The sequence below is a fragment of the Micromonospora sp. NPDC006431 genome (genome assembly GCF_042870725.1).
Taxonomy (GTDB): Bacteria; Actinomycetota; Actinomycetes; order Mycobacteriales; family Micromonosporaceae; genus Micromonospora.
Window position 1 is genome coordinate 1 of sequence record NZ_JBIAHQ010000004.1, and the last position, 25462, is coordinate 25462.

At 73.8% G+C, this 25462-nt stretch carries 26 protein-coding genes, 2 pseudogenes and 1 riboswitch; of the genes and pseudogenes, 18 read left to right on the forward strand and 10 right to left on the reverse strand.

Annotation, left to right across the window (positions count from 1 at the left end; genetic code table 11):
* Positions 1 to 271 precede the first annotated feature (271 nt).
* The 4 genes from ACFYM6_RS09110 to ACFYM6_RS09125 are packed head-to-tail and all read left to right on the forward strand — an operon-like array spanning position 272 to position 4813.
* On the forward strand, positions 272 to 2551 hold the full coding sequence (locus ACFYM6_RS09110) for an FAD-dependent monooxygenase (protein ID WP_387273773.1): 2280 nt from the start codon (positions 272 to 274) through the stop codon (positions 2549 to 2551).
* Positions 2552 to 2574: 23 nt separating this feature from the next.
* The gene (locus tag ACFYM6_RS09115; RefSeq protein ID WP_387273775.1) at positions 2575 to 2868 is read left to right on the forward strand and encodes a putative quinol monooxygenase; all 294 of its coding nucleotides are present in this window, start codon (positions 2575 to 2577) and stop codon (positions 2866 to 2868) included.
* Positions 2865 to 4091 carry a cytochrome P450 gene (locus ACFYM6_RS09120; RefSeq protein WP_387273777.1) on the forward strand — a complete coding sequence of 409 codons (1227 nt, stop codon included), beginning with the start codon at positions 2865 to 2867 and terminating at the stop codon, positions 4089 to 4091. The genes ACFYM6_RS09115 and ACFYM6_RS09120 overlap by 4 nt, the downstream gene beginning before the upstream one ends.
* Positions 4092 to 4150: 59 nt before the next feature.
* Complete coding sequence (locus tag ACFYM6_RS09125) at positions 4151 to 4813, forward strand: TcmI family type II polyketide cyclase (protein WP_357445205.1); 663 nt, start codon at positions 4151 to 4153, stop codon at positions 4811 to 4813.
* Positions 4814 to 4858: 45 nt separating this feature from the next.
* On the opposite strand, the gene ACFYM6_RS09130 is transcribed toward ACFYM6_RS09125, so the two are convergent.
* Positions 4859 to 5026, reverse strand: a complete 168-nt coding sequence (locus ACFYM6_RS09130; protein ID WP_198940372.1) for a hypothetical protein — start codon at positions 5024 to 5026, stop codon at positions 4859 to 4861.
* Between the two features lie 169 nt (positions 5027 to 5195).
* On the opposite strand from ACFYM6_RS09130, the gene ACFYM6_RS09135 reads away from it, so the two are divergent.
* Complete coding sequence (locus tag ACFYM6_RS09135) at positions 5196 to 5579, forward strand: DUF1622 domain-containing protein (protein ID WP_387273779.1); 384 nt, start codon at positions 5196 to 5198, stop codon at positions 5577 to 5579.
* 11 nt (positions 5580 to 5590) lie between these two features.
* On the opposite strand, the gene ygiD is transcribed toward ACFYM6_RS09135, so the two are convergent.
* Positions 5591 to 6460 (reverse strand): 4,5-DOPA dioxygenase extradiol, encoded by an 870-nt coding sequence (ygiD, locus tag ACFYM6_RS09140; RefSeq protein ID WP_387273781.1) that lies wholly within the window; start codon positions 6458 to 6460, stop codon positions 5591 to 5593.
* 306 nt (positions 6461 to 6766) lie between these two features.
* On the opposite strand from ygiD, the pseudogene ACFYM6_RS09145 reads away from it, so the two are divergent.
* The 3 genes and pseudogenes from ACFYM6_RS09145 to ACFYM6_RS09155 all read left to right on the forward strand — a co-directional run bounded on the left by ACFYM6_RS09145 (position 6767) and on the right by ACFYM6_RS09155 (position 9102).
* Positions 6767 to 8367: pseudogene (locus ACFYM6_RS09145) on the forward strand (HAD-IC family P-type ATPase).
* A gap of 33 nt (positions 8368 to 8400) precedes the next feature.
* On the forward strand, positions 8401 to 8691 hold the full coding sequence (locus ACFYM6_RS09150; protein ID WP_387273783.1) for a GNAT family N-acetyltransferase: 291 nt from the start codon (positions 8401 to 8403) through the stop codon (positions 8689 to 8691).
* A gap of 129 nt (positions 8692 to 8820) precedes the next feature.
* On the forward strand, positions 8821 to 9102 hold the full coding sequence (locus tag ACFYM6_RS09155) for a hypothetical protein (RefSeq protein WP_387273785.1): 282 nt from the start codon (positions 8821 to 8823) through the stop codon (positions 9100 to 9102).
* A 382-nt stretch (positions 9103 to 9484) separates the two neighbouring features.
* Here the strand turns inward: ACFYM6_RS09155 and ACFYM6_RS09160 are convergent, their stop codons facing one another.
* Together ACFYM6_RS09160 and ACFYM6_RS09165 are read right to left on the reverse strand one after the other, a co-directional pair.
* Positions 9485 to 11296, reverse strand: a complete 1812-nt coding sequence (locus tag ACFYM6_RS09160; RefSeq protein WP_387273787.1) for a sulfatase — start codon at positions 11294 to 11296, stop codon at positions 9485 to 9487.
* Between the two features lie 28 nt (positions 11297 to 11324).
* Positions 11325 to 12062, reverse strand: a complete 738-nt coding sequence (locus ACFYM6_RS09165) for a CDP-alcohol phosphatidyltransferase family protein (protein ID WP_387273788.1) — start codon at positions 12060 to 12062, stop codon at positions 11325 to 11327.
* 93 nt (positions 12063 to 12155) lie between these two features.
* Here ACFYM6_RS09165 and ACFYM6_RS09170 point away from each other — a divergent pair, with 93 nt between their 5' ends.
* From ACFYM6_RS09170 to ACFYM6_RS09200, 7 genes are all read left to right on the forward strand, one after another.
* A complete protein-coding gene (locus tag ACFYM6_RS09170; RefSeq protein ID WP_387273790.1) occupies positions 12156 to 13133 on the forward strand; it encodes a dehydrogenase in 978 nt (325 codons plus the stop codon).
* A 3-nt stretch (positions 13134 to 13136) separates the two neighbouring features.
* A complete protein-coding gene (locus ACFYM6_RS09175; protein ID WP_387273792.1) occupies positions 13137 to 13535 on the forward strand; it encodes a 6-pyruvoyl tetrahydropterin synthase family protein in 399 nt (132 codons plus the stop codon).
* A gap of 4 nt (positions 13536 to 13539) precedes the next feature.
* The gene (locus ACFYM6_RS09180) at positions 13540 to 14574 is read left to right on the forward strand and encodes a glycosyltransferase (protein ID WP_387273794.1); all 1035 of its coding nucleotides are present in this window, start codon (positions 13540 to 13542) and stop codon (positions 14572 to 14574) included.
* Positions 14571 to 15383: an SAM-dependent methyltransferase gene (locus ACFYM6_RS09185; protein ID WP_387273795.1), complete on the forward strand. Its 813-nt coding sequence runs from the start codon at positions 14571 to 14573 to the stop codon at positions 15381 to 15383. The genes ACFYM6_RS09180 and ACFYM6_RS09185 overlap by 4 nt, the downstream gene beginning before the upstream one ends.
* A gap of 224 nt (positions 15384 to 15607) precedes the next feature.
* Positions 15608 to 16513, forward strand: coding sequence for a lysylphosphatidylglycerol synthase domain-containing protein (locus ACFYM6_RS09190; protein ID WP_387274530.1), 906 nt, complete (start codon positions 15608 to 15610; stop codon positions 16511 to 16513).
* 70 nt (positions 16514 to 16583) lie between these two features.
* Positions 16584 to 17231 (forward strand): GTP cyclohydrolase II, encoded by a 648-nt coding sequence (gene ribA, locus ACFYM6_RS09195; protein ID WP_387273797.1) that lies wholly within the window; start codon positions 16584 to 16586, stop codon positions 17229 to 17231.
* A complete protein-coding gene (locus tag ACFYM6_RS09200; RefSeq protein WP_387273799.1) occupies positions 17228 to 17929 on the forward strand; it encodes a RibD family protein in 702 nt (233 codons plus the stop codon). The genes ribA and ACFYM6_RS09200 overlap by 4 nt, the downstream gene beginning before the upstream one ends.
* An 81-nt stretch (positions 17930 to 18010) precedes the next feature.
* Here the strand turns inward: ACFYM6_RS09200 and ACFYM6_RS09205 are convergent, their stop codons facing one another.
* The 5 genes from ACFYM6_RS09205 to ACFYM6_RS09225 all read right to left on the reverse strand — a co-directional run bounded on the left by ACFYM6_RS09205 (position 18011) and on the right by ACFYM6_RS09225 (position 22468).
* Complete coding sequence (locus ACFYM6_RS09205; RefSeq protein WP_387273801.1) at positions 18011 to 18766, reverse strand: amino acid ABC transporter ATP-binding protein; 756 nt, start codon at positions 18764 to 18766, stop codon at positions 18011 to 18013.
* Positions 18763 to 19560 (reverse strand): amino acid ABC transporter permease, encoded by a 798-nt coding sequence (locus tag ACFYM6_RS09210; RefSeq protein ID WP_387273803.1) that lies wholly within the window; start codon positions 19558 to 19560, stop codon positions 18763 to 18765. The genes ACFYM6_RS09205 and ACFYM6_RS09210 overlap by 4 nt, the downstream gene beginning before the upstream one ends.
* Positions 19561 to 19601: 41 nt before the next feature.
* Positions 19602 to 20462 carry an ABC transporter substrate-binding protein gene (locus ACFYM6_RS09215; protein WP_387273805.1) on the reverse strand — a complete coding sequence of 287 codons (861 nt, stop codon included), beginning with the start codon at positions 20460 to 20462 and terminating at the stop codon, positions 19602 to 19604.
* 103 nt (positions 20463 to 20565) lie between these two features.
* On the reverse strand, positions 20566 to 20691 hold the full coding sequence (locus tag ACFYM6_RS09220) for a hypothetical protein (protein ID WP_387273807.1): 126 nt from the start codon (positions 20689 to 20691) through the stop codon (positions 20566 to 20568).
* 32 nt (positions 20692 to 20723) lie between these two features.
* A riboswitch (SAM riboswitch) is annotated at positions 20724 to 20835 on the reverse strand.
* A gap of 82 nt (positions 20836 to 20917) precedes the next feature.
* Positions 20918 to 22468 (reverse strand): NAD(P)/FAD-dependent oxidoreductase, encoded by a 1551-nt coding sequence (locus ACFYM6_RS09225; protein WP_387273809.1) that lies wholly within the window; start codon positions 22466 to 22468, stop codon positions 20918 to 20920.
* Between the two features lie 236 nt (positions 22469 to 22704).
* Here ACFYM6_RS09225 and ACFYM6_RS09230 point away from each other — a divergent pair, with 236 nt between their 5' ends.
* Positions 22705 to 23970, forward strand: a complete 1266-nt coding sequence (locus tag ACFYM6_RS09230; RefSeq protein ID WP_387273811.1) for a hypothetical protein — start codon at positions 22705 to 22707, stop codon at positions 23968 to 23970.
* On the opposite strand, the gene ACFYM6_RS09235 is transcribed toward ACFYM6_RS09230, so the two are convergent.
* Positions 23963 to 24511 (reverse strand): hypothetical protein, encoded by a 549-nt coding sequence (locus tag ACFYM6_RS09235; RefSeq protein WP_387273813.1) that lies wholly within the window; start codon positions 24509 to 24511, stop codon positions 23963 to 23965. The genes ACFYM6_RS09230 and ACFYM6_RS09235 overlap by 8 nt on opposite strands.
* Positions 24512 to 24668: 157 nt before the next feature.
* On the opposite strand from ACFYM6_RS09235, the pseudogene ACFYM6_RS09240 reads away from it, so the two are divergent.
* Together ACFYM6_RS09240 and ACFYM6_RS09245 are read left to right on the forward strand one after the other, a co-directional pair.
* A pseudogene (locus tag ACFYM6_RS09240) lies at positions 24669 to 24923 on the forward strand (GNAT family N-acetyltransferase); the annotation flags it as partial.
* Between the two features lie 56 nt (positions 24924 to 24979).
* A complete protein-coding gene (locus ACFYM6_RS09245; RefSeq protein WP_387273815.1) occupies positions 24980 to 25390 on the forward strand; it encodes a type II toxin-antitoxin system Phd/YefM family antitoxin in 411 nt (136 codons plus the stop codon).
* The last annotated feature ends 72 nt before the right edge of the window (positions 25391 to 25462 follow it).

The following is a 25462-nucleotide window of genomic DNA, read 5'->3' on the forward strand; positions in this document are numbered from 1 at the left end:
ACATCGACCGCCGCACCTACAAGGCCACCACCAGAATCGACGTCATCACCGACGACCCTTGACGAACCAGCCACCGCCCTAACTGAACGGCGTTGCGACTAGTCCGGGCCCGTCCCCACGGCGTCACCGGTCGCGGACTGCCCGCCGCCCGCCGGTGACGGCGGGTTGACGCGACCTCCGGCAGGGTGCGCAGGACGACGTCGTGGTGGTCCGGGCCCGCTGGCCTCGACAGGTCCACCGTCTGCCCGCGTAGGCCGTCGAAGGAGACCTCATGATCAGGACGATGGTCCGGATGCGCGCGCGTCCGGGGTGCGAGCCCGCCGTGGCAGCGGCGTGGCGGACGGCCGCCGGGCAGATCGCCGGCCTGGCCGGCAACCTCCGGCAGGACCTGCTGCTCGACGCCAGCGACCCGCGCGTGTTCGTCGTCGTCACCGAGTGGGCCGACGAGTCGGCCCTGCGCGACTACGAGAACGGGGCGGTCGCCGGGCGCTTCGCCGGCGCCGTCCGGCCGCTGGTCGAGCCGCCCGGCCCGGGCAGCTACCGGGTGATGCGCGATCCCGGCGGCGCCGGCTCGACGATCTTCGTGGACGTCGAGGTCACCGTGCCGGCCGCCCGGCTCGCCGAGTTCGAGCGCGGCTACGCCGAGGTCCTCACCCGGATGGCCGGGATACCCGGGTACGTGCGCGAGGAGCTGCTGCGCGAGCCCGGTGCGGACATCTTCCACATCTTCGCTGAATGGAACAGCGAAGCCGAGTTCCACCGCTGGATCGGCGACCCGGCGCACGCCGAGCAGGAGGCTGGGCCGATCGCACCGTTCCTTCTCGACTTCCGGCGCCGCCTGTTCCACGTCGCGGCCGATTCCGGGAGCACCTGGGCACTGAGTACCGGCAGGGAGGCCGACGTGGACAGGACAACGGACGTACTGGTCGTCGGGGCGGGGCCCACCGGGCTGACCGCCGCCGTCGAGCTGGCCCGGCGCGGTATCGAGTGCCGGGTGATCGACAAGCTGGCCACGCCGCCCGGGCAGGCGGACAAGGCGATCGGCGTGCACTGCCGCACGATGGAGCTCTGGGAGGACCAGGGCATCGTGCGGGAGGCCATGGACGCCGGGCTCTGGCTGACCGGGAACATGGTGTTCGTCAACGGTGTGGAGACCCACCGGATGAGCTGGGAGCTGCCCGAGCTGCCGTACGCCCACCTCGGCCTGCCCCAGTACGAGACCGAGCGGATCCTCACCGAACGGCTGGCCACCCTCGGCGTACGCCCGCAGCGCGGCGCCGAACTGGTCGAGTTCACCCAGGACGACGACGGCGTGCTGGCCACGGTCGCGACCGCCGACGGTGGCCGGGAGACGGTCCGGGCGAAGTACCTGGTCGGCTGCGACGGCGCGCACAGCCGGGTCCGCGAGCTGCTCGGCTTGACCTTCACCGGCGGGCTCGGCCGGTTCCCGCAGCTGTTCATGCTCGGCGACGTCGACGTGGACTGGGACATGCCGGACGGCCACCTGCTCCGGTTCCTGCACGAGACCGACGGCCGGATGGACGGGATGCTCGTCTGCGTCCCGCTGCGCGGCGAGGCCCGGTACCGCATCGCGACGTTGGCGCCGCCCCGGTTCTTCGCCCAGACCGGCGGGCAGGACGCACCGCCGGGGTTCAGCGAGGAGCTGGCCGCGCCGACGCTCGCCGACGTCCAGGCCGCGCTCGACCACCTGGCCCCACCCGGCACCCGGGCGTCGAACCTGCGCTGGTCGTCGGTGTTCCGGATCAGCCACGGCATCGTCGACCGATACCGGGACGGCCGGGTGTTCGTGGCCGGCGACGCCGCGCACCTGCACCCGCCCGCCGGCGGCCAGGGCATGAACACCGGGATCCAGGACGCCTGGAACCTGGCCTGGAAGCTGGCCCTGGCGGTACGCGGAATCGCGGCACCCGGACTGCTCGACAGCTACGAGACCGAACGGCGCCCGGAGGGCGAGGAGATCGTCGGGCGCGCGGTCCGGATGGCCTTCACCGACGAGCTGGACCGCGAGGACCTGAAGCGTCAGTTCCTCCAGGAGATGTCCATGCTGCTCAGCTACGCCGACAGCCCGCTCGTCGGCGAGTGCCTGACCGACCCGGACGCGCTGCGGCAGGGCCCCCGGCCCGGCGACCGCGCCCCCGACGTCGGCGGCCTGCGCCGGCAGGGCGTCGGACACCCGCTGCGTCTGCGCGACCTCACCCGCGGCACCCGGCACACCCTGCTGGTGTACGCGGACGGCTCCGCCGACGAGGCGGCGCTGGCCGCGATGAAGAAGCTGTACGCCGAGGTCCGCGGCCAGACGGCCGGGGAGGTCGACGGGTACCTGCTGCTCAGCCCGGACGCCCAGGCGCCGCGGCTGCTCGCGCCGCCGCTGGTACGCGACGACGAGGGCCAGTTCCGCGCCACGTACGGGGTCGCCGGCACCGCCCTGTACCTGGTCCGGCCGGACGGGCACGTCGGGTTCCGCAGCCAGCCGATCGACGCCGACGCGCTCCGCAAGCACCTGCACCTCGTGTTCGGCGGTGCGCGATGACCCGGGTGCGCACCGTGCTCGCGATGCGGACCAGGGAAGGCTGCGAGGACCGCTTCGAGGCGGAGTGGCTCTCCGCGGCCGAGGAGATCCGCACCCTGGACGGCTGCCTGCACCAGGACCTGATCCGCGACGCCGACGACCCGCGCAGCTACCTGATCATCAGCGACTGGGCGGACCGGGAACGGCTGGACGCCTTCGGCCGCAGCGAGCACCGGGACCGGCTCCTGCGCATGATCCGTGAGCTGCGCGAATCCGCGCAGCGGCACACCTACCAGGTGCTGCACAGCGTCGGCAGCGAGCCCGAGGAGGCGAGATGACCGAGCAAGCCGTACCCGCTTCGGAGTTCTACACCGACGAGTTCGCCGCCGACCCCTATCCCAGCTTCGCGCGGCTGCGGGACGACCGACCGGTGTGCCCGGTCAGCTCGCCCCGCTTCGACCAGTACCTGATCACAAGGTACGACGACGCCAAGACGGCGCTGACCGACCCGCGACTGTCCAAGGACCTCTACGGCCCCGGCCAGCACTACCTGCGGCTCTTCGGGCCGAACTCCGAGGGCCTGAACAAGAACATGCTCAACTCGGACCCGCCGGAGCACACCCGGTTGCGCCGGATCATCTCGCAGGCGTTCGCGCCGCGTCGGATCGACGCGCTGCGGCCGCGGGTGGTGCAGATCGTGGACGGCCTGCTCGACAGGATCGTCCCGCAGGGCCAGGCCGAGCTGATGCACGAGTTCGCGATCCCGCTGCCGATGATGGTGATCTGCGAGCTGCTCGGCATCCCGGAGGCCGACCACGGGCGGGTGCTCGACTGGACCCAGGTGATCCGGACCTCCGGGTCCTCCCGCCGCCCTCCACAGGAGGAGCGGGCGGCCGTACAGGAGGCCCAGCTGAAGCTGCACGACTACCTCGTCGACCTGATGCAGGCCAAACGCGCGCACCCGGCCGACGACATCATCGGCGCGCTGATCGACTCCTGTGACCGGGATCGGGCATTGTCCGAAGCGGAACTGGTCACCACCACATTCCTGCTGCTGTTCGCCGGGCACCAGACGACCGCGGACTTCCTCGGCAACGCCACGCTGGCCCTGCTGACCCATCCCGAGCAGCTGGAACTGCTGCGCACCACGCCACACCTGCTGCCGTCGGCGATCGAGGAACTGCTCCGGTTCGACGGCCCGCTGCCGGTGGCCAGCCCGCGGATCGCCACCGAGGACGTCGAGTACGAGGGGGGGTGCATCCCGCGCGGGTCGATCGTCGGAGTGGTGATCAATGCGGCCAACCACGACCCAGCGCACTTCACCGACCCGGACCAGCTGGACCTACGGCGCGTCCGCGGCCCGCACCTCGGCTTCGGCCACGGCGTCCACTACTGCCTGGGCGTCTCGCTGGCCCGGATGGAGGCGCAGATCGGCCTCGGTGCGCTGCTGCGCCGGCTGCCGGGGCTGCGGCTCGCCGTGCCGGTCGCCGAGGTACGCCGGCTGCCGGCCGCGTCGCCGTTCCGGGGCCTGCTGGAGCTTCCGGTCACCTTCGCCGCCTAGCACCTCCGGCGCGCCGCGTCCCCGTCCGCCTACCACCGAAACCCACCCAAGGAGCAGCCATGGTCTTCCGGAACGTGATCGTCTGCCGCATGGTCCCCGGCAGTGAGAACATCGTCGGCGACGTCTTCGGGCACTACGACAAGACCACCCGACCGCAGGACCTCGGAGTCATCGGGCGGATCCTGCTGTCGCACCACGACCTCTACATCCACGTCATCGAGCGCAAGCAGGACCCGAAGGTGTCCGGCCAGACCCGTGGGCTGCCCGCGTTCCAGAAGATCGCCGAGGCCATCGGCCCGTACGTGACGCCGTACCCGAGGTACTGGAAGAACCCGTCCGACTCCGTGGCGAAGGAGTTCTACCAGTGGGTGCCGGACGGGAAGGGGCCCGAGGACACCACGCTGACCATGATCGTGGGCCGGATCAAGCCTGGCGCCGAGCCCGACGTGGCGCGCGTCTTCACCGAGTCCGACGCCGGCCCGCTCCCCGCCGAGCTGGGGGTCACCGGGCGCTGGCTGTACGCCATCGACGACGTCTACGTGCACCTGCTCGAGCAGGACGCGTCGCTCGCCGAGGCCATGCGGCACAACCACGACAAGCCGGCCTTCAGCAAGGTGATGGAGGACCTCAGCCCCTACATCAGCCCGTACCGTCCGGACATCTGGCGCGGGCCGCAGGACTCGGTGGCCAAGCCGTTCTACCGCTGGCGAGCCGAGGACTGACCAGTACGACCGGGGTGGGGGCGTCGGCGGACGCCTCCACCGTCGTCACTCGTCCACGACGGTGTCCGTCTCGCCGTCGTGCTGGAACCGCACGGGCTGGTGCTCGTCGGGCCGTGGGTTCTGCGACGGGGTGTGGTGCGGGTCCCCGTCGGGGGAGAAGAGCACCTCGTCGGTCTTGTGGGTCTTCTCCTCGTCCTCTTCCGGCTCCGTCACGTCCGCTCCTCGCCAGCTGCGCCTCGCCTGTGTTCCCACCCTAGGTGGGCGGGATGGGCCGCCGCAGGCTTTCCCGTCGTCGCACTCCGAACTGCCGAAACCGCCCAGACGGCGGCCGGAGATGCGGGATGGTGGGTCCCGCAGCGAGCCGGGTGCCGGGGGGTGACGGATGCCGACCAGGGACATCATCCAGCTGATCGGCGAGTTCCTGGACCTCGCCGGGGTGCTGGTCATCGCCGTGGGCGTCATCATGGCCACGGTCGTCTTCGTGCGCGGCTGGTGGCGGACCCGCCGGCTGGTCGACGTCTACCCGCCCTACCGGCAGGGCGTCGGGCGGGCCATCCTGCTCGGCCTGGAGTTCCTGGTCGGTGGTGACATCATCCGAACCGTGGCGGTCTCGCCCACCTTCGCCAGCGTCGGCGTGCTGGCCCTGATCGTGCTGGTCCGGACCTTTCTCAGCTTCTCGCTCGAGGTGGAGATCGACGGCCGGTGGCCCTGGCAGGGCCGGAATCCGGCGACCGGTCTGAGCGCGGGCCCCCGGGCGGGGCGGTAATTCCGCGGCGGTCAAATGTTGGCTGAGTCCGGCGGCACTTCCCGCGGGAGCGCGGGTGCGCCGGCGGCGGGCTTCTCCTGGCGGCAGTTGAGCCCCAGCGTGTACGCCGTCATCGACAGCGACCCGTACGCGTATCCGTCGACCAGCACGTCCGGCCGGCCGTCGGCGGCGCCGGCCAACCCGGCCAGGTAGAGCAGCGGGATGAAGTGGTCGGGGGTCGGTACGGCCAGGTCGAAGTCGCGGTGCCCATCCAGCCGGGCGGCCTCGGTCGGGCTGCCCCGCATGATGTCCCGGGCCGCGTCGTCGAAGCGCCGCGCCCAGTCGAAGCCCTCGTCGGTCAGCCGTGGGTCAACTCCACCCAGGTTGTGCACCACGTTGCCGCTGGCCACGACGAGGATGCCGCGCTCGCGCAGCGGCGCGAGCCGGGCGCCGAGGTCGAGGTGGTAGTCCAGCGGCTTGAACGCGTTGATGCTGAGCTGCACCACCGGGATGTCCGTGTCAGGGAAGGCGTGCGTCAGCACCGACCAGGTGCCGTGGTCGATGCCCCACGAGTCGAGGTCGGCGCCGACCCAGGTGGGATGGACCGCGTCGCTGATCTCCTCGGCCAGTTCGGGCAGTCCGGGCGCCGGGTAGCGCACGTCGAACAGCTCCTGGGGGAAGCCGTAGAAGTCGTGGATGGTGCGCGGCCGGGGCATCGCGGTGACGGCGGTGGCGCCGATGTACCAGTGGGCGGACACCACCAGGATCGCCCGGGGCCGGGGCACCGCCCGGCCGAACTCCCGCCAGGCGGCCGTGTAGCGGTTGACCTCCAGGGCGTTCATCGGGTTGCCGTGCCCGAAGAACGCCGCCGGCATCGCCGTCTCGGTCGTCTGGCTGCTCATGCCGTCCTCCGGCTCCGTCGTGAGCCGAGCGTAACCCGGGGTGGCCGTCCGCACCGGCCCACCGCCGCGGTACCGGCAACTCGGCAACCACCCCGAGCCGTGCCTACCGGGCTGTGGCCCGCCACGTCCGGCACTTGTTGGTCTGGTCTCGCCGCTTTGCCCGTGCGGCGGGGAGCAGGGAGCCGTAGCGTGCGATGGAACCCGCGGGAGGCGAGAGCGGTGGACCACAGCGGCAGGCGGCCCGGCGGTGCCGGCGGCCGGGCGGCGCACCACCGGCACGACAAGCACACCGGCCACGACCCCGCGATGTTCCGCCGTCGGTTCTGGCTCTGCCTGGCGCTGACCGTGCCCATCCTGCTGACCAGTCAGCTGGTGATGAGCTGGCTGCACTATTCGCTGCACGTCCCAGGTGTGACGTGGGTGGGTCCGGTGCTCGGCTCGGTGGTGTTCGGTTACGGCGGTTGGCCCTTCCTGGTCGGGGCCGTCCGAGAGGTGCGGGACCGGGCCCCCGGCATGATGCTGCTGATCGGGCTGGCGATCACCGTGGCCTACCTCGCCTCGGTGGCGACCACCATCGGCGTCTTCCACCTGGACTTCTGGTGGGAGCTCGCCGCATGGTCACGATCATGCTGTTCGGCCACTGGCAGGAGATGACGGCGATCGGCCAGGCGCGCGGGCCCTGGCCGCGTTGGCCGCCCTGCTGCCGGACGAGGCCGAACGGGTCGGGCCGGACGGTTCGGTGCAGCGGGTGGCGGTGGCCGGGCTGCGCCCGGATGACCTCGTGCTGGTCCGCCCCGGCGGGCGGGTGCCCGCGGACGGGCACGTCGTCGAGGGCGCCGCCGAACTGGACGAGTCGATGATCACCGGGGGAGTCGCGACCGGTGCCGCGGGGAACGGGGGACCGGGTGGCGGCGGGCACGCTGGCCACCGACTCGGCCCTGCGGGTACGCGTCGACGCGGTGGGGGAGGACACCACGCTGGCCGGTATCCAGCGGCTGGTCGCCCAGGCGCAGGAGGCCGGCGGCCGAGCCCAGGCGCTCGCCGACCGGTCCGCCGCGTGGCTGGTCTACGTCGCCACCGCCACCGCCGTGGTCAGCCTGGTCGTCTGGGCCGCGCTGGGCCGGGTGGACGAGGCCGTGGTACGCACCGTCATCGTGCTGGTGATCTCCTGCCCGCACGCGCTCGGCCTGGCGATTCCGCTGGTCATCGCCCTGTCGACCAGTGTGGCGGCGCGGGTCGGGATCCTGGTGAAGGACCGCCTGTCGCTGGAGCGGATGCGCAGCGTGGACGTGGTGCTGATCGACAAGACGGGCACGCGCTGGAGGACGAGGTACGCCCCGAGGCCCGCCAGGCGATCGTCGAACTGCGGCAACTCGGGGTCCGGAAGATCGCGATGATCACCGGGGACGCCCGCCCGGTGGCGGAGGCGGTGGCGGTCGACCTCGGGTTCCGGCCCGACGTGGACGAGGTGTTCGCCGAGGTGCTGCCCGCCGACAAGGACGAGATCGTGGCGGGCCTGCGGGAGCGCGGCCACCGGGTGGCGATGGTGGGGGACGGCGTCAACGACGCGCCCGCCCTCGCCCGCGCCGACGTCGGGCTGGCCATCGGCGCCGGTACGGACGTGGCCATCGAGTCGGCCGGTGTCGTGCTCGCACCCGCGCGGTGTCCCCGCCGCGGTGCGGCTGTCCAAGGCGTCCTACCGCACGATGGTCCAGAATCTGATCTGTTCGGCCGGCTACAACGTGGTGGCGATCCCGGTGGCCGCCGGTGTCTTCGCCTGGGCCGGTGTCTCGCTCAGCCCGGCCGCCGCCGCCGTGCTGATGTCCGCGTCGACGATCGTCGTGGCCCTGAACGCCCAGACACTGCGGTGGGTGCGGCTGACTCCCGGGGACCCGGGAGCCCGCTGACCGCCGTGGTTGGATGGCGGGGTGCAGTTTACCGTGACAGACGTACCTGAGCGGGAGCGATTCGAGGCGCGGGACGAGGCGGGGACGCTCGCCGGGGTGGTCACCTATCAGCTGACCGGCAGCATCATCGCCTACACCCACACCAAGGTCGACCCGGAGTTCGAGGGTCAGGGGGTCGGATCGACCCTGGCCCGGGCGGTGATGGAGGACGCGCGGAGCAGGGGCCGGACGGTGGTGCCGATCTGCCCGTTCCTCAGCGGGTGGCTGGGCAAGCACCCGGAGTACGAGAAGCTCGTGGTCCGGTCGACCCGGAAGATCAAATAGACGGCGCACCCGGCCTGAGAATTCCCTGAGTGACGGACGCCTCATGGACGGTGACCGGTCGCCCGGGGCAGGTTTGACGTCAACCTGCTCCGGTCATCGAACCCGGAGCGAGGACGAGAGGGGAAAGGGGTGCCCGAGGCGAACCGCATCCGGCCCAGTCACGACGCAGTGCTGCCGGACGACGTGATCGACACGCTGCTGTGGCGGGTGGCGTACGACGTGGCCGCCGCTCACCAACCCGACGCGACGGGCACCTGTGCCAGTCCGCTCTGCGTCGACCAGGGCGTGCCCTGCGCGCCACTGGTCTACGCCCGCCGGGCGATGCTGGTGGCCCGGGGCGGCGGGCGGCGGTACGCGACCCAGGAGGCGTCCGACCCGATGGCAAGCGACCGGCGGCGCGACGCCGCCTGACGACGGCGCACCCAGCGACCCGCGGGGTCGCCGACACTTGCCGCGGTCTGAGCCCGGCGCCGGCTCGCCGGCTGCGGCACCGAGCGTCGCGGAGACGCGACCACGTCACCGCCCCCGCGCCGAAGCTGCTGCCGGCCGTGGCGGAGGTGCTCCTCGCCCCGGACCTGCCGCGGGGCACCCTGGCGGAGGTTCTCCTCGCCCACTACAGACCTGATGGCGTAAACGATTCAGGCCCGGTCGCCGTGGGCTGAGTCGGTTACGCCATCAGCTCGAAAGAGCCCGACGAGGACAGGCCTGCGGGCCGATCCAGCTACGTCATCAAGTTCGTCGGCGGCACCGCCCCTCCAGGCCTGCCGACCACCCGGAGCATGGCGCGGCCGGCTCAGTGGGTCGGGCCGAAGGCGGCGAGGAACCGGTCCCGGAAGGCGTCCATCGGCCACACCGGGGCCTGCGCCCCGGGGCGTAGGCCGTCCTGCCAGCCCCAGCCGGCGATCCGGTCCAGCACCCTCGAGTCCTTCGCCACGATGGTGATCGGCACGTCCCGGCTGGCGTGCTCGCCGGTCACCGGCGCCGCCGGCTGGTGGTCGCCCAGGAACACCAGCACCAGGTCGTCCCCGCCATACGTCAGCACGTACGAGACCAGGGTGCGCAACGTGTACTCGATCGACTGCCGGTAGCCGGCGCGGATCCCGGCGCTGTCCCGCTGCACCGGGCCCTCGATCCTGGCCTGGTGGAAGATCGTGCCGTCGCCGACCGCCGCCCATGGCACCGGCTGGGGGATCGCCGACCACGGCGAGTGGCTGGAGATCAGCGGGATCTCCGCCATCAGCGGGGCGTGCGGTTCCGCCCGTTCCAGCCGCTGAAAGGTGGCCAGGGCGTACTGGTCGGGCATCGGCGCGTAGCTGAACTTCGGGCCGCGGTAGGCGAGCTTCTCGGCGTCGTAGTAGCGGTCGAACCCGAAGAACCTCCCCTCCGGCCACGGCTGGGTGGCGGCCGGCATCACCCCGACGGTCTGCCAGCCGGCCCGGTGGAACGCACCGTTCAGGGTCAGCCGGTCGCCGGCCAGCAGGTCCCGGTGGCGCTGGTCGTTGTCGATCCACAGCCCGGAGAGCAGGGTGTCGTGCGCCAGCCAACTGCCGCCGCCGAAGGTGGGCGAGCGGAGGAAGCCGCTGCGCGCGTCGTACCCGGCCGCCCGTAGCCGCCGGTAGCCGTCGTCGAGCACCGCGGCCACGCCCGGCGCGAGCCCGGGGGCCTCGACGGCGTCCCGGCCGTAGCTCTCCACGAACGCGACCAGCACGTCCTTGCCCCGCAACCCGGTCAGCAGCCGGTCACCGGGGACGTCCCGGTACGCGTCGACGGACACCTCGCGGGCGAACGCGACGCGGTCCCGCAGCCCGGCGCGGATCTGTCCGGCGTGTGCCGCGACCAGGGCGGTGGCGTCCCGGTCGGCGACCGGCACGCCGGCGGCGAGCCGGACCCCGAACAGGGCGCAGCCCAGCCAGAGCACCGACAGCGCCGCGACCACCCGCACCGAGGTGGCCCGGTGCCGGACGGCGACCCGGGCCAGCCGCAGCACACCCCAGGCCATCAGGACCGGCAGGCCGACGGCGAGCAGCAGCGCCCCGGCCGCCGCGGCGACCGCGCCGGTCCGGCCGACCGAGTCGGCGAGGAAGCCGAAACCGTCGTCGAACAGCCCCCAGTCGAGCAGCACGTCGAATGTGCGGCCCCGGGCCACGAAGAAGCCCATGTCCAGCAGCTTGAGCAGGCCGAGCAGCCCCAGCACCAGGCCGAGCAGCACCGCGACCGGCCGGCGGGCCCGGGCCGGGAGGACGAGCAGCAGCCCCGCCGCGACCAGCCCCTCCAGCGGGATCCGCAGGAACGCGCCCGGCTCGAGCCGGTGCAGCTCGTCCGGTACGACCAGCGCCGCCACCACCAGCACCGCGGCGAGCCCGGTGCCGGCCCCGGCCAGGATCCGGCGCCCCCGCGCCGCCGCCACCTCGCGTGGCGTGGTCGGCGCCTCCGGCGCGATCGCCCCGCCCGGTAGCGTCGGCTCCTTCGGCGGCCCGGCCTCGCCCGGCAACGTCGGCTCCTTCGGCGGGCCGGCCTCGCCGGGTGCGGGTGCCGAGGCCGGGGTGCGGGGCGGCGGGACGGGCGGGCCGACGGCCAGCCGCCGCCGGGAGATGAGGGGTGACACGGCGACGTCCTTTCCTGCGGGGGTGAGCTCAGACCGGCTGGTGAGCGGGGATCCGGGCGGGCGGGGCTGCCGCACCGGCCGGGCGGTTCCGCCAGAGCCAGGCCACATCGTGGCCGAACGACTCGACCAGCAGGGCCAGGGCGCCGGCGACCAGCGCGGCGGTCGCCACCGGCGGCAGCAGGTGACTCGCCGCGACCGCCAGCACCACGCCCTGCGCCGCCGCGACGACCTTGCGCCAGTACCGGGGCGGCAGCGTGCCGCGCATCCAGGGCAGCAGCCAGCTCGCCGCGACGAAGGCGTACCGCATGCCGCCGATGGCGAGCACCCAGCCGCCGACGGACGGCGCCAGGTGGGCGCTGAGCACGAGGATTAGGAACGCGTCGACCTCCATGTCGAACCGCGCGCCCAGCGCGCTGGCCGTGCCGGTACGCCGGGCCACCACGCCGTCGACCGCGTCCAGCGCCAGCGCCACGGCGGTGAGCGGGACCAGCACCGCCACCGGCGCCGGCCCGGCGCCGCCCGGCACCACCAGGGCCAGCACCCCGCCGACCAGCAGCGCCCGGGCCAGGGTCACCCGGTCGGCCGGGCCGAGCCGCTCCGCGCCGCTCGCGCGCAGGCCGCGCCACAGCAGGCCGCAGAGCACCCCGCCGTACGCCAGGCCGGCGAGCCAGCCCGGCATGCCGATCCCCACCGTGCCGGCGAGCCCGGTCAGCAGAACGAACTGGACGATCAGCCCGACCAGTGGGCCGTTTCGAACCGTGGACACCCTGCCTCCGTGTCTATGATCGACAACCCCTGTCCATCAACACGGGAAATCCGGCCGACCGGTTCGGTCCGGATGCGGAGCAGAGGAGAATCGGTGACCCGGCAAGCCCGCGCCTTCTGGCTCCGCGCCCCAGGCGAGGGTGAACTGCGCCCGGTCGAACTCCCCCCGCCCGGCCCCGACGAGGTGCTGGTCCGCACCCTCTTCTCCGGTGTCAGCCGGGGCACCGAGACCCTGGTCTTCACCGGCCGGGTCCCCGCCGACCAGTACGCCAGCATGCGCGCCCCGTTCCAGGAGGGCGACTTCCCGGCCCCGGTGAAGTACGGCTACCTGAGCGTCGGCACGGTCGAGGAGGGCCCGGACGCGCTGCGCGGGCGGATCGTCTTCTGCCTGCACCCCCACCAGACCGGGTACGTGGTGCCGGCCGACGCGGTGGTGGCCGTACCCGAGAACGTGCCGGCGGCCCGGGCGGTGCTGGCCGGCACGGTGGAGACCGCGGTGAACGCGCTCTGGGACGCCGCGCCGCTGGTCGGCGACCGGGTGACCGTGATCGGCGCGGGCATGGTCGGCTGCTGCGTGGCCGCCCTGCTGGCCCGCTTCCCCGGCGTACGCACCGAGCTGGTCGACGCGGACCCGGCGCGGGCCGGGGTGGCCGCCGCGCTCGGGGTCGACTTCGCCCTCCCCGCCGACGCGGCCGGCGACCGGGACCTGGTGGTGCACGCCAGCGCCACCGCCGCCGGGCTGCAACGCGCGCTCGACCTGCTCCGCCCGGAGCGCAGCGTGCTCGAACTGAGCTGGTACGGCGACCGCCCGGTCACCCTGGCCCTGGGCGGCGCATTCCACTCGAAGCGGCTGGGCGTGCGGAGCAGCCAGGTCGGCACGGTGTCGCCCCGGCGGGCCGACCGCAGCTACGCCGACCGGCTGGCGCTGGCCCTGGAACTGCTCGCCGACCCGGTGTTCGACGCGCTGCTCACCGGCCGGTCCCGCTTCGCCGAGCTGCCCGACGCGCTCGACCGGCTCGCCTCGGGCCGGCTGCCCGCGCTCTGCCACCTCATCACCTACGACGAGGAGTGATCCGTGTTCAGCGTGACCGTCCGGGACCACATGATGGTCGCCCACAGCTTCCGGGGTGAGGTGTTCGGCCCGGCCCAGCGGCTGCACGGCGCCACCTTCGTCGTCGACGCCACCTTCCGCCGGGCGGAGCTCGACGCCGACGGGATCGTGGTCGACATCGGCCTGGCCACCGAGCAGCTCAAGGCCGTGCTCGGCGAGCTGACCTACCGCAACCTGGACGACGAGCCGGCCTTCGCGGGGGTGAACACCACCACCGAGGTGCTGGCCCGCACGGTCGCCGACCGGCTCGCCGAGGCCGTGCACGCCGGCCGCCTCGGCGCGGGCGCCCGCGGGCTCGCCGGGATCACCGTCACCCTGCACGAGTCGCACGTCGCCTGGGCCAGCTACGAGCGGTCACTGTAGCCGGATGACCGTCGTCCACGTGGTGCTGCCGGGCGACATCGACGACCCGGCCACCCCCAGCGGCGGCAACGCGTACGACCGGCGAGCCTGCCACGGCCTGACCGCCCTCGGCTGGGCGGTGCGGGAGCACCCGGTGCCCGGCGGCTGGCCGCGTCCCGGGCCGGGGGAGCGGGCTGCCCTCGCCGGGGTGCTCGCCGGGTTGCCCGGCGGCGCGCTCGTGCTGCTCGACGGGCTGGTCGCGTCCGTGGTGCCCGAGGTGCTGGCGCCGCACGCCATGCGGCTGCGCCTGGTGGTGCTGGTGCACCTGCCGCTGGAGGACGAGGCCGAGGCGTGGACTCTGGCGCTGGCCGCCGGCGTGGTCACCACCAGCGAGTGGACGCGCCGCCGGCTGCTCGACCGGTACGCGTTGCCCGCCGGCCGGGTGTGGTCCGCCCCGCCCGGCGTGGACCCGGCGCCGGTCGCCCCCGGCTCACCGGCCGGCGGCCGGCTGCTCTGCGTCGCGGCGGTCACCCCGGTCAAGGGGCACGACGTGCTCGCCGCCGCCCTGGCCACCCTCGCCGACCTGCCCTGGACGTGCGACTGCGTCGGCGCGCTCACCCGGGATCCCGGCTTCGTCGACCGGCTCCGGCGGCAGCTCACCGACGCCGGCCTGGCCGACCGGGTCCGGTTGCCGGGCCCGTGCACCGGCACCGCTCTGGACGCCGCGTACGCCGCCGCTGACCTGCTGGTCCTGCCGTCCGGGCAGGAGACCTACGGGATGGCGGTCACCGAGGCCCTCGCCCGGGGCGTACCGGTGCTGGGCAGCGCGACCGGCGGGCTGCCGGAGGCGCTCGGGCACGCCCCGGACGGGGCCCGTCCCGGCCTGCTCGTACCTCCCGACGACCCCGCGGCGCTGGCCGCGGCGCTGCGCGGCTGGCTCACCGGGCCGGACCTGCGGACCCGGCTGCGCGGCGCGGCCCGACGCCGGCGGGACACCCTCACCGGCTGGACGATCACCGCGGACCGGCTGGCGACGGCCCTGACGGAGGCGACGGCATGACCACCCTGCTCCCACCCGACTTCGCCGACTGGCTGCGGCTGCGCGAGCCCGCCGACGCGGCGGCCCGCTCGGCCGAGCTGGTCGACGCGGTCCGCCACCGGCTGCCGGCCCACCGCCCGGTGGTCGTGCACGACCTGGGCAGCGGCACCGGCTCGATGGCCCGCTGGCTCGCGCCCCGGCTGCCCGGACCGCAGCACTGGGTGCTGCACGAGCGGGACGGCGACCTGCGGGCGCTCGCCGCCGCCGAGCCGGTGCACGTGGCCGCCGACGGCAGCCCGGTCACCGTGGAGACCTGCGGCTCCGACATCACCCGGTTGCGGGCCGCTGACCTCGCCGACGCCCACCTGGTCACCGCGTCGGCGCTGCTGGACATGCTCACCGCCGAGGAGATCGAGCAGATCGTGACCGCCTGCGCCGGCCACCCCACCCTCTTCGCGATCTCCGTGCTCGGCCGGGTCGAGTTCAGCCCGGCCGACCCGCTCGACGCCGAGTTCGCCGCCGCGTTCAACGCCGACCAGCGCCGCACCGTCGACGGGCGGGCCCTGCTCGGGCCGGACGCGGTGGACGCCACCGTGGCGGCCTTCCGCCGCCGGGGGGTCGGCGTGCAGGTCCGCGCCAGCCCGTGGCGGCTCGGCCCGGACCAGGCGGCGTTGACCGCCGAGTGGCTGGTCGGCTGGCTCGACGCGGCCGTGGCGGAGCGGCCGGAGCTGGCCGGCGCGGTCGGGGCGTACCGGGACCGGCGGCTGGCCGAGGCGGCGGCCGGCCGGCTGCGGGTGGTGCTGCACCACGCCGACCTGCTGGCCGGGTGAACCGTGGCGCCCCACGGCACGTGACAACAGGTGGATCCAAGGAGGACGGGTTGTCACATGCCAGCATCGTCACGACCACCAAGGCGCTCCCGGACCCTCCCTCCGGCCACTCCGGCTCGGCGTGTCTGACGCCACGCCGCGACCCGGAGCAGCCGGTCGCCCGCTCCGGCCCGGCCGCCGTCGAGGCCGGCCCGCCCCCGGCGACCCGGTCGCCCTGGCCGTGGATCCGAGCGCTCGGCGGGCTCGGGGTGCTCGCCGTACTGGTCTGGTCGGTGGGCACCGGCCCGTTCCTGGCCGGGCTGCGGCTGATCGACGCGCCGGCCCTCGCCGCCGCGCTCGCCATCGGGGCGGTCACCACGGTCTGCTGCGCCTGGCGCTGGTCGCTGGTCGCCGGCGGGCTGGGCATCCGGCTGCCGCTGCCCGCCGCCGTGGCTCACTGCTACCGGGCGGTCTTCCTCAACTCCACCCTGCCGGGCGGGGTGCTCGGCGACGTGCATCGGGCGGTCCGGCACGGCCGCGACGCCGGGGATGTGCTCCGGGGCGTCCGGGCGGTGGTCTGGGAGCGTACCGCCGGGCAGGTGGTGCAGCTGGTCATCGCGCTGGCCGTGCTGGCCGTGCTGCCCTCCCCGGTCCGGCCGTACCTGCCGGCGGTGGTGGCCGGGCTGGCCGCCGCCGGGCTGGGACTGGTGCTGCTGGCCCGGGCGGTGCCCCGCTCCGGCGCGTCCAGGTGGGCCCGGGCGGCGCGTACCGCGGTGGCGGACGTCCGGGCCGGGCTGGTGGCCCGACGGACCTGGCTCGGCGTGGTGCTGGCCTCCGCCGTGGCGGTCGCCGGCCACCTGGCCACCTTCCTGATCGCGGCGCGCACCGCCGGCGCCGACGCGCCGCTGTCCCGGCTGCTGCCGCTGACCCTGCTGGCCCTGCTCGCCATGGGGGTGCCGGCGAACGTGGCCGGTTTCGGGCCGCGCGAGGGGGTGGCCGCCTGGGCGTTCGCCGCCGCCGGGCTTACCGCCGCCCAGGGCGTCGCCACCGCCACGGTGTACGGGGCGCTGGTCCTGGTCGCCAGCCTGCCCGGCGCGGCGGTGCTGCTGGTGCGCCGGTTCCCTTCGCGGGTGTCCGGCGACTGTCGGTGATCCCGCCTACGGTGAGGGTGCGAGGTGTGCGTTGCCGGCGCGTCCGGCAGCCCCGGACGAAGGAGAACGGATGGACGAAGCGCTGCCCACGGCGACGGTCCGGACCCAGGTCACGGTCCCGTTGCGGTTCCCCGACGGGTACGTGACGGCCGCCCGGGTCTACTCCTTCCACGGCCTGGTGGACGGCCGCGAGCACCTCGCCTTCGGGCTCGGCGACCGGGCGGGGGACCCGGCCGCCCCGGACGCGTCCCCGCCGCTGGTGCGCCCGCACAGCGAATGCCTCACCGGGGACGTGTTCGGCAGCCAGCGCTGCGACTGCGGTCCCCAGCTGCGGGAGGCGGTCGAGCGGATCGCCGAGGCCGGCGGCTACCTGCTCTACCTGCGCCAGGAGGGCCGGGGCATCGGCCTGTACGCCAAGCTCGACGCGTACGCCCTCCAGGACGGGGGCCTCGACACGTACGAGGCGAACGTGGCGCTGGGCCGGGGCGCCGACGAGCGCGACTACACGGTGGCCGCACAGATGCTCGCCGCGCTGGGCGTGACCCGGGTGGACCTGCTCAGCAACAACCCGGACAAGGCGGCCCAGCTCGACCGGCTGGGCGTGACGGTGGTCGACCGGGTGCCGACCGGGGTGCACCTGTCCCCGGCGAACGCCAGCTACCTGGCGGCGAAGGCGACCCGCGCCGACCATGCCCTCGACCTGCCGTTCGTGCCGTGACCGCCCGGCCGTACGTGCTGCTCAGCTGCGCAATGTCGATCGACGGCTACATCGACGACGCCTCCACCGAGCGGCTGCTGTTCTCCAACGACTCCGACTTCGACCGGATCGACGCGGTCCGGGCCGGCTGCGACGCCATCCTGGTCGGTGCGGCCACGGTCCGCCGGGACGACCCGCGGCTGCTGGTGCGCTCCGACCGAAGGCGGGCCGACCGGGTGGCGCACGGCCTGCCGCCGTCGCCGGTCAAGGTCACCGTCACCGGCAGCGGCGACCTCGACCCGACCGCCCGCTTCTTCACCCTCGGCGACGGGGCGAAGCTGGTCTACTGCCCGCGCGGCGCGGTGGAGAAGACCCGGGAGCAGGTGGGCGCGGTGGCCACCGTGGTCGACGCCGGCGACCCGGTCACCCCGGAGGCGGTGCTCGCCGACCTTGCCGCCAGGGGCGTACGCCGGTTGATGGTCGAGGGCGGCGGCAGCGTGCACGCCCAGTTCCTCGCCGCCGGCCTCGCCGACGAGCTGCACCTGGTGGTGGCGCCGTTCTTCGTCGGCGACGGTCGGGCGCCCCGCTTCGTCGCGGACGGGCGCTACCCGTGGCACCCGGGCCGCCGCGCCCGGGTCGTCGAGGTACGCCAGATCGGCGACGTGGTGCTCACCCGGTACGCCCTCTCCGACCGCTGCGACGGACGCGGCGGCGGGTAGCGGCGCGAGGTCGGCGAGGTGGCCGTGTCCCGACGCGCCGGACACCGCCGCCTCGCCGAACTGGCGCAACCGGTCGGGCGCTCAGAGCACCTGGGACAGGAACCGGCGCAGCCGCGGGTGCTCCGGCGCCTCGAAGACGGCGGCCGGCTCGCCGGCCTCCAGCACGACGCCCCGGTCGATGAACGCCACCGTGTCGGCCACCTCGCGGGCGAACCCCATCTCGTGAGTCACCACCACCATGGTCATGCCGGCGGCGGAGAGGTCGGCCATCACCCCGAGCACGCCCTTGACCAGCTCCGGGTCGAGCGCCGAGGTGGCCTCGTCGAAGAGCATCACCTGCGGCCGCAGGGCCAGCGCCCGGGCGATCGCCACCCGCTGCTGCTGCCCGCCGGAGAGGTGCGCCGGCCGGGCGTCGGCCTTGGCGGCCAGCCCGACCAGCTCCAGCTGGGCCCGGGCCACCTGCACCGCCTCGTCCTCGGAGAGCTTCTTCAGCTTCCGCAGGGCGAGGGTGAGGTTGCGCAGCACGGTCATGTGCGGGAAGAGGTTGAACTGCTGGAAGACCATGCCGATCCGCTGGCGCAGCGCGTCCGGGTCGTCGCGCAGCACGCTGCGGCCGTCCAGCAGCACGTCGCCGCGGTCCGGCTCGATGAGCCGGTTGATGGTGCGCAGCAGGGTCGACTTGCCGGATCCGGACGGGCCGATCACGCAGGTGGTGCCGCCCCGGGCCACGTCCAGGTCGGCGCCCCGCAGCACCTCGTGCGCGCCGAAGGCCAGGTGCACGTCCCGGACGGCCAGGCTGACCGAGGTGTCGGTGGTGGCGGTGGCGGTGGCGGTCATCGCGGGTCCCTCCGTCCGGTGGCGGGCAGGCCGGTCTCCCCGGCCAGGGCCAGGCCGGCGTCGTCGGCGTCGTCCGGGGCGACGGCGACGGTGCGGCCCTGCCGCAGCCGGCGGTCGATCCAGTTGACCGCGTGGGTTAGCGGCACGGTCAGCGCCAGGTAGAACAGGCCGGCCAGCAGCAGCGCCGACTCGTTGCCGGTGGTGGCCGCGTAGTCCTGGCCGATCCGGAACAGCTCGCGCTGGCTGGCCACCAGGCCCAGGAAGTAGACCAGGCTGGAGTCCTTGATCAGGGCGATCAGCTGGTTGACCCACGCCGGCAGCACCCGGCGTACCCCCTGCGGGACGATGACCAGCCGCATCGCCTCGCCCCAGGAGAAGCCGAGGGCCCGGGCCCCCTCCAACTGGGCGGCCTCCACGCTCTGGATGCCGGAGCGGAAGATCTCCCCGATGTAGGCGGCGGCGATCAGAGACAGCGCCAGCACCCCGAGCGGGTAGGGGTTCGGCCCCCACACCTGCATGCCGAGCGGCGCCAGGCCGACGCCGATGAGCAGGATGGTCGCCGCCGCCGGCAGGCCGCGGAACACGTCGGTGTAGACCCGGGCCGGCCACCGCAACCATCGGGTACGCGAGATGCCCGCGATCGCCAGCAGCATGCCCAGCACCGAGCCGAGCAGGGCGGCGGAGACCGCCAGGATCAGCGTGTTCGGCAGCCCGACCGTCAGCATCTCGGGCAGCGCCTCGCGCATGGAGTCCCAGTCGAAGAAGGTCTCCCACAGGGTGCTCAACGGATCCATCAGACGTCTCTCCTACCGCCCCGCTCGTTCGTCGTCGTACGTCAGGAAGCCGCCGACGGCGACGGCACCGCGACCGCGCCGCTGCCGGGCTTGAAGTCGGCCGGGATCGGCCGGCCGGGGTAGTACTGCGCCTGCAGCTTGCTCCAGGTGCCGTCGGCGATCACCTCGTCGAGGCCCTTGTTCAGCGCCTCGCGCAGCTTGTCGTTGCCCTTGGCGAACGCGTATGCGGTCGGGGCCGGGCTGAGCTGCTTGGCGGCCACCTTGATCTTGCCGTTGCTGTCGGCGGCGGACTTGTCGCCGATCTCGGCCGGGGCGATCCAGGCGTCGGCGGTGCCGGCCTTGAGCTGGTTGATCGCGCCGTTGTAGTCGGGCACCCGCACCGGGTTGAGGTTCTCCCGGGTGGCGTAGTCGTCCTGCACCGTGCCCTGCACGACCACCACCCGCTTGCCGGCGAGCTGGTCGAAGCTGGTGATCGACGAGCCGGCCGGCACGTCCAGCCCGAAGTAGCCGAAGTCGTAGCCGTTGCCGAAGTCGACGGTCTTCTTGCGGGCCTCGGTGATGGTGATGGACGAGCTGCCCACATCGAACTTGTGGTTGTTGACCTGCGAGAGCAGGGCCGAGAAGTCGGTGCCGACGAACTCGACCTTCAGGCCCACCTTGGCGGCGACCGCGCTGAGCAGGTCGTTGTCGAAGCCGGTGAACTTGCCGTCCTTCAGGTAGACGTTCGGCGGGGCGTCGGTGAGCGTGCCGGCCCGCAGCACGCCGGCCTGGAGCAGGCCGTACGGGTTGGCGGCCTCGCTGGTGGCGCCGCTGTTGGCGCCGCAGGCGGTCAGCGCGGTGGCGGCGAGCACGGCGGCGGCGCCGAGCGCGGCGACGCGAGTCAGGGCAGGAAGGAATCGCACAGGTGTCTCCAGGGTCGAATGGCGACGTGGGCGTACGCCGCCGACGGCGCGCCCGCGACGGACGAGCCGGAAGGGATGGTGCGGAAGGAAGGGAGCTGAGCGCTCAGCGCATTCGGCGACAGGCGTCGCTGCACACCCGCATCAGGTCGACGTGCCGGCGCTTGACCAGCGCGAAACCGGCCGGGTAGGCGACGCCGTCGGCGGGCAGGGTGCGGAAGTGAGCAGACACGGTTCTCCCTGGTCGGTGATGACCTGGGTACCAGGCCACGCTTGCACCGGCGTGCTGCCGATGCCTGGTCCTCACCCGGGGCACCCCACCGCGGAGGAGGGTTGCCGGCCAGCGAGCCGGGGCTTGGCGCTGGCGCTCATGACCTGGCGAGAAGGCTAGCAGCAGTCCCGCCCGGGACGTCCAGCCGTTATGACCACCCTCACGTCACAGCCCTTACCCGGCCGGCTCAGGGTCGCCGTGCCGGAGCGGGCCGGGCGGCCCGGACCGACCCGATCCGGCGGTACCCGACGCGGCCGCTCGGGCGGGCGGGCACGATCGGGGCATCCCGGCCCGTGCCGTGCCGGCCGTCGCCGGACGACCGCTGCTCGTGGTACTCCTGCTCGACGTTGACGGTCCAGACGTCGTGCCGGGTGCCGTGGGCGATGTTCTCGGCGGTCAGCATCGCCGTCAGCATCGAGTGGTCCTGGTTGTTGTAGCGGTGCATCCCGTTGCGCCCCACCGGGTGCACGTTCGGCACCTCGCGGGCCAACCAGTCGCGGATCACGTCCAGGTTCCGCTGGTACCGCTCGTCGTAGACCGGGTACGCCTTCGGCATCCGCACCACGTGGCCGGCCTTTACGCAGCCGGGCCGGACCAGACCGAGCCGCTCCAGCTCCGCGGTGGCGAGCGCGACGAGTTCCTCGTCCGGGGTACGCCACATCTCGTCGTCCTCGAAGACGAAGTACTCCAGCCCGAGACAGGTACGCCCGTCCTTGACCAGGTACGGCGACCAGGAGCCGAAGTTCTGGATGCGGCCCACCCGCACGGCCGGATCGTGCACGTAGATCCAGTTGTCGGGGAAGGAGAACTCGGCGGGCACCACCAGGGCGACGGTCAGAAAGTCCCGGTAGCGCAGGTCGTCGGCGGCGGCGCGGACCTCGGGCGGGGCCGCCGGGCGCATGGCGTGGACCAGCGCGGAGATCGGCATCGAGCAGACGACGTGGTCGGCCCGCTCGGTGCGTTCCCCGTCCGCGTCGGCCACGGTCACGCCGGTCGCCCGCCGGGTCGCGGGATCCCGGTGCACGGCGGTCACGCGGATGCGGGTAGCCACCGATCCGCCCCGCTTCTGCACCTCCTCGGCGCAGCGCTCCCACATCATTCCGGGCCCGAACTTCGGGTACTGGAACTGGTCGATCAGGCTGGTCACGTCCGTGCGGTTGCGCCCAGGCAGCAGGGCGTTGCGTAGCGCCTTGGCGAGCGAGAGGTTCTTGATCCGCTGCGCCGCCCAGTCGGCCTGCAACTGGTCAGCCGGCATCCCCCAGACCTTCTCGGTGTAGGTCTTGAAGAAGATCGAGTAGAGCCGCCACCCGAACCGGGCCGACACCCAGCCCTCGAAGTGCGACTGGTCCTTCGGCGGCCGCAGCCGCGTCCACGCGTACGAGCCGAGGCAGCGAACCGCCTCGGCGATGCCCAGGTTGCGCAGCGCGTTGCCGGCGTTCAGGGGGTAGTCGAAGAGCGCACCGCGGTAGTAGATCCGGCTCATCCGGGGTCGGAGCAGGAAATCCTCGTCCGGCAGGATCTCGTGCCAGAGGGCCTCGACCCGGGCGACCTTGGTGAAGAACCGGTGCCCCCCGATGTCGAAGCGCCAGCCGTCCCGCTCGACCGTGCGGCTGATGCCGCCCACGACGTCGTCGGCTTCGAAGACACGGACGGGCTCGCCGTGGCGCAGCAGTTCGTACGCGGCGGTCAGACCCGCCGGTCCCGCGCCGATGATCACGGTGCCGTTGTCGTCGCCCATGCTGCCCGGAGCCCCCCGCTGCCGTGTCGGATGCGGCAGCGCGCATACCCGTCCGGCGCCCCTTCTCACCTGTGTCGGCCGGGCGAATCTCACCCGCATCCGGTCCGCCGCGGCTCCGTCCGTGGACACAATCCACTTGGTTCGGCGACGACCACCGGTGGGTGAGGTGCCAACGGGATGTCGGGGACTCCGCGGTCCGGCGGTCGGTCGCGGTCGCGACGACCGGTGGGGGACGGATGGGTGGTGGGCTGCGGGCGGGCCGTGCGGCCCCGGTTGCCCGCCGCTCCCGCCTCCGCGATCGGCTGCGGCCGCCGGCCCGTGCGGCGTCCGGGCTCGCCGCCCGGGTGCCCGCCCCCTGGGGTTTTGTGCTCGCGGTCTTCGTCGGGTCGAAGGTCGTGCTCAGCCTGATCGGCGTGGCCGTGCTGGCCGCCTGGGACGGGGTGCCCGGCGCGCCACCCGCAGACGAGACGCTGATGCGCGCCCAGCAGCACGATGTGTCGCCGCACCGGTGGATCTCCCTCTGGTTCGCCTGGGACTCCTTCCTCTACGACCATCTAGCCCAAGTGCCGCTCGACCGGCCCTGGCGCGACTTCGGCTTCCCGCTGCTCTACCCGTTCCTCGCCCGGCCGTTCGCCGTGCTGCTCGGCGGGCACACCGCGTGGGCACTGCTGCTGGTCAGCAACGCCGCCCTCGTGTTCCAGCTCTACTACGCCCATCAACTCGGCGGTCGCCTGCTCGGCGACAACGGCGCGGACGCCGCCGCCTCGGGGCGTCGGTTCACCCGCTACCTGCTGCTCCTGCCGGCCGCCTTCCTGTTTCAGGCGGCGCTGACCGAGTCGCTCTTCCTCTGCCTCGCCCTGGCCGCCTTCTGGTACGCCGAGCAGGGCCGCTGGCCGCTGGTCGGGATCGTCGGCTACTTCCTCGCGCTGAGTCGCTCGATCGGCTTCCTGGTGGTCGTCCCGCTCGCCCTGGTGCTGCTGCGCCAGCACGGCTACCGCCTCGGGCTCCGGTCGCTCGGTTGGTACCTGAGGATCGGCTGGCCGCTGCTGCTCGTACCGGCCGGGTGGCTGACCTTCATGGCGTTCGGCAAGTGGCAGAGCGGCGACTGGTACGCGTACAAGCATGCTCAGGAAGAGGGCTGGGGCATCAGCGTGCAGAATCCGCTGGGGGTGATCAGCCACGGGCTGACCGGCTCGTCGGGCGACGCCCTACGGGCCTGGGTCGCCGTGGCCGTGTTGGTGATGGCGCTCGTCGGCCTGCGTCGGGCCGAGCTGCCTTACCTGGTCTACACGGTGATCGTGGTGCTGGTGCCGCTGTCGATGGGACCGCCGGTGTACCGGAGCCTGCTCCGCTACCTGCTCGCCGCCTTCCCGGTCGCCCTGGTGCTGGCCCGCTGGGCCCACCGAGCCACCCTCGACAGCTGGCTGACCGCCGCCCTGGCGCTGATCCAGGGCGCGCTGTTCGCGGTGTGGCTGACCTACTGGACGCACTTCATCATTTGACGTGTGTGACGTCCAGCGCGGCGGCGAGCCGCCGGGCTTCGGTCACCAGCCGGCTGCCGCCGCCCCGGGCCACCACGTCGGCCAGGCCCGGCACCTCGATCCGTACCCTGGTCGCGGTGGCCGTCTCGGCGGCCAGGGTGAGCAGGTCCGGGGTGCCCCGGGGTGGGGTGGGCGCGGCCAGCAGCGGCGGCAGCACCGCGGCGAGCAGCCGCCAGGTGCTCAGCCGGGCACCGGCCGCGACCATGTCGCGCAGCGGCGTCGCCGCCCGGGTCAGCGTCACCTGGCCGTCCGCCGCCAGTGCGCGCAGGTGCCCACCCACGGCCGGCGCGTCCAGGTTTCCGGCCGCGGCCAGCATCAGCAGGGCGTCGAGCGCGGCGACCCGGTCCACCTCGTGCCGGGCGCACAGCCCGTACGCCAGGGCCAGGTCGAGCGCCGGACCGCCCGCGCCGGTGCACTCGGCCAGCGCCGGCAGGATCGTGGCGCCCTCGCGGACGTCCTCCTGCGCTGCCTCGGCGATCTCCCGGAGCAGGTGGGCGGCCACCAGGCCCCGGTGCCCGGGCAGTACGGCCGGTCAGAGGTCGTCCCAGCCGCTGTGGTGCCGCCCCACCGGCCGGGCGTGACGGTGAGCAGACCGAGCGGGTCCGCCACGCCCTCCAGTGGCGTCGTGGCGACCAGCGTCCGCCGTACCGGCAACCGCCGCCGAGGGGCAGGGACTGGTCACCCGCGCCGCCCGGGTGATCATCGACTGGGCGGTCCGGGAGCGTGGCATCCACCGGGTGGAGTGGGTGACGAAGGCCGGCAACGAGCGCAGCATCGCCGTCGCCCGACGGTTGGGCATGCGCCGCGACGGCGTCCTCCGCGCGGCCGCCCCGGGCCCGACCGGCCGGGCCGACATGGAGGTCTGGTCGGTGCTGGCACCGGAGTGGACGGCAGAGGCCCCGGCCGCCCGCTGAGCCGCGTCACCGCCACGCGGCGCAGTTTTGTCGTACCCGGGCGTGAACATCTGTCCATGGCTGCCCCCGCCCTGGCCGACCGGTCCCCCCAGCCGCGCGCCCTGCCGCTGCGCGAGGTCCGCACCCGGCTCACCCAGCTCGTCGCCCTCGCCGAGCTGACCGACACCGTCACCGTCGTCACCCGCGACGGCGACACCCGCCCGGTCGCCGCGATCGTGCCCGCCCCGGCGGCGCGCACGGCGGCCCAGGCCCGGGCCGACGCCGAGCGGATCGCCGCGATCAGCGCCGGCTGGTCCCGCCGCCTCGAGGAGCTGCACCGGCAGAGCAGCCGGCGGCACGCGGCCGAGCGGCGCGCGCTCACCGACGCCCTCGCCGAGGTCTGGGCCGAGCTGGAGCGCCGCGTCCCGGCCGGCGACCCGGCGCTGGCCCGGCTCCGGGCCGCCCACGCCGAGTTCCTCCGCGACTGACCCGCGCGACCGGCCCAGCGCCCGCCGGACCGCCATACCTCGGAGCCCTTAGCGGTCGCTCCTCGGCATGGC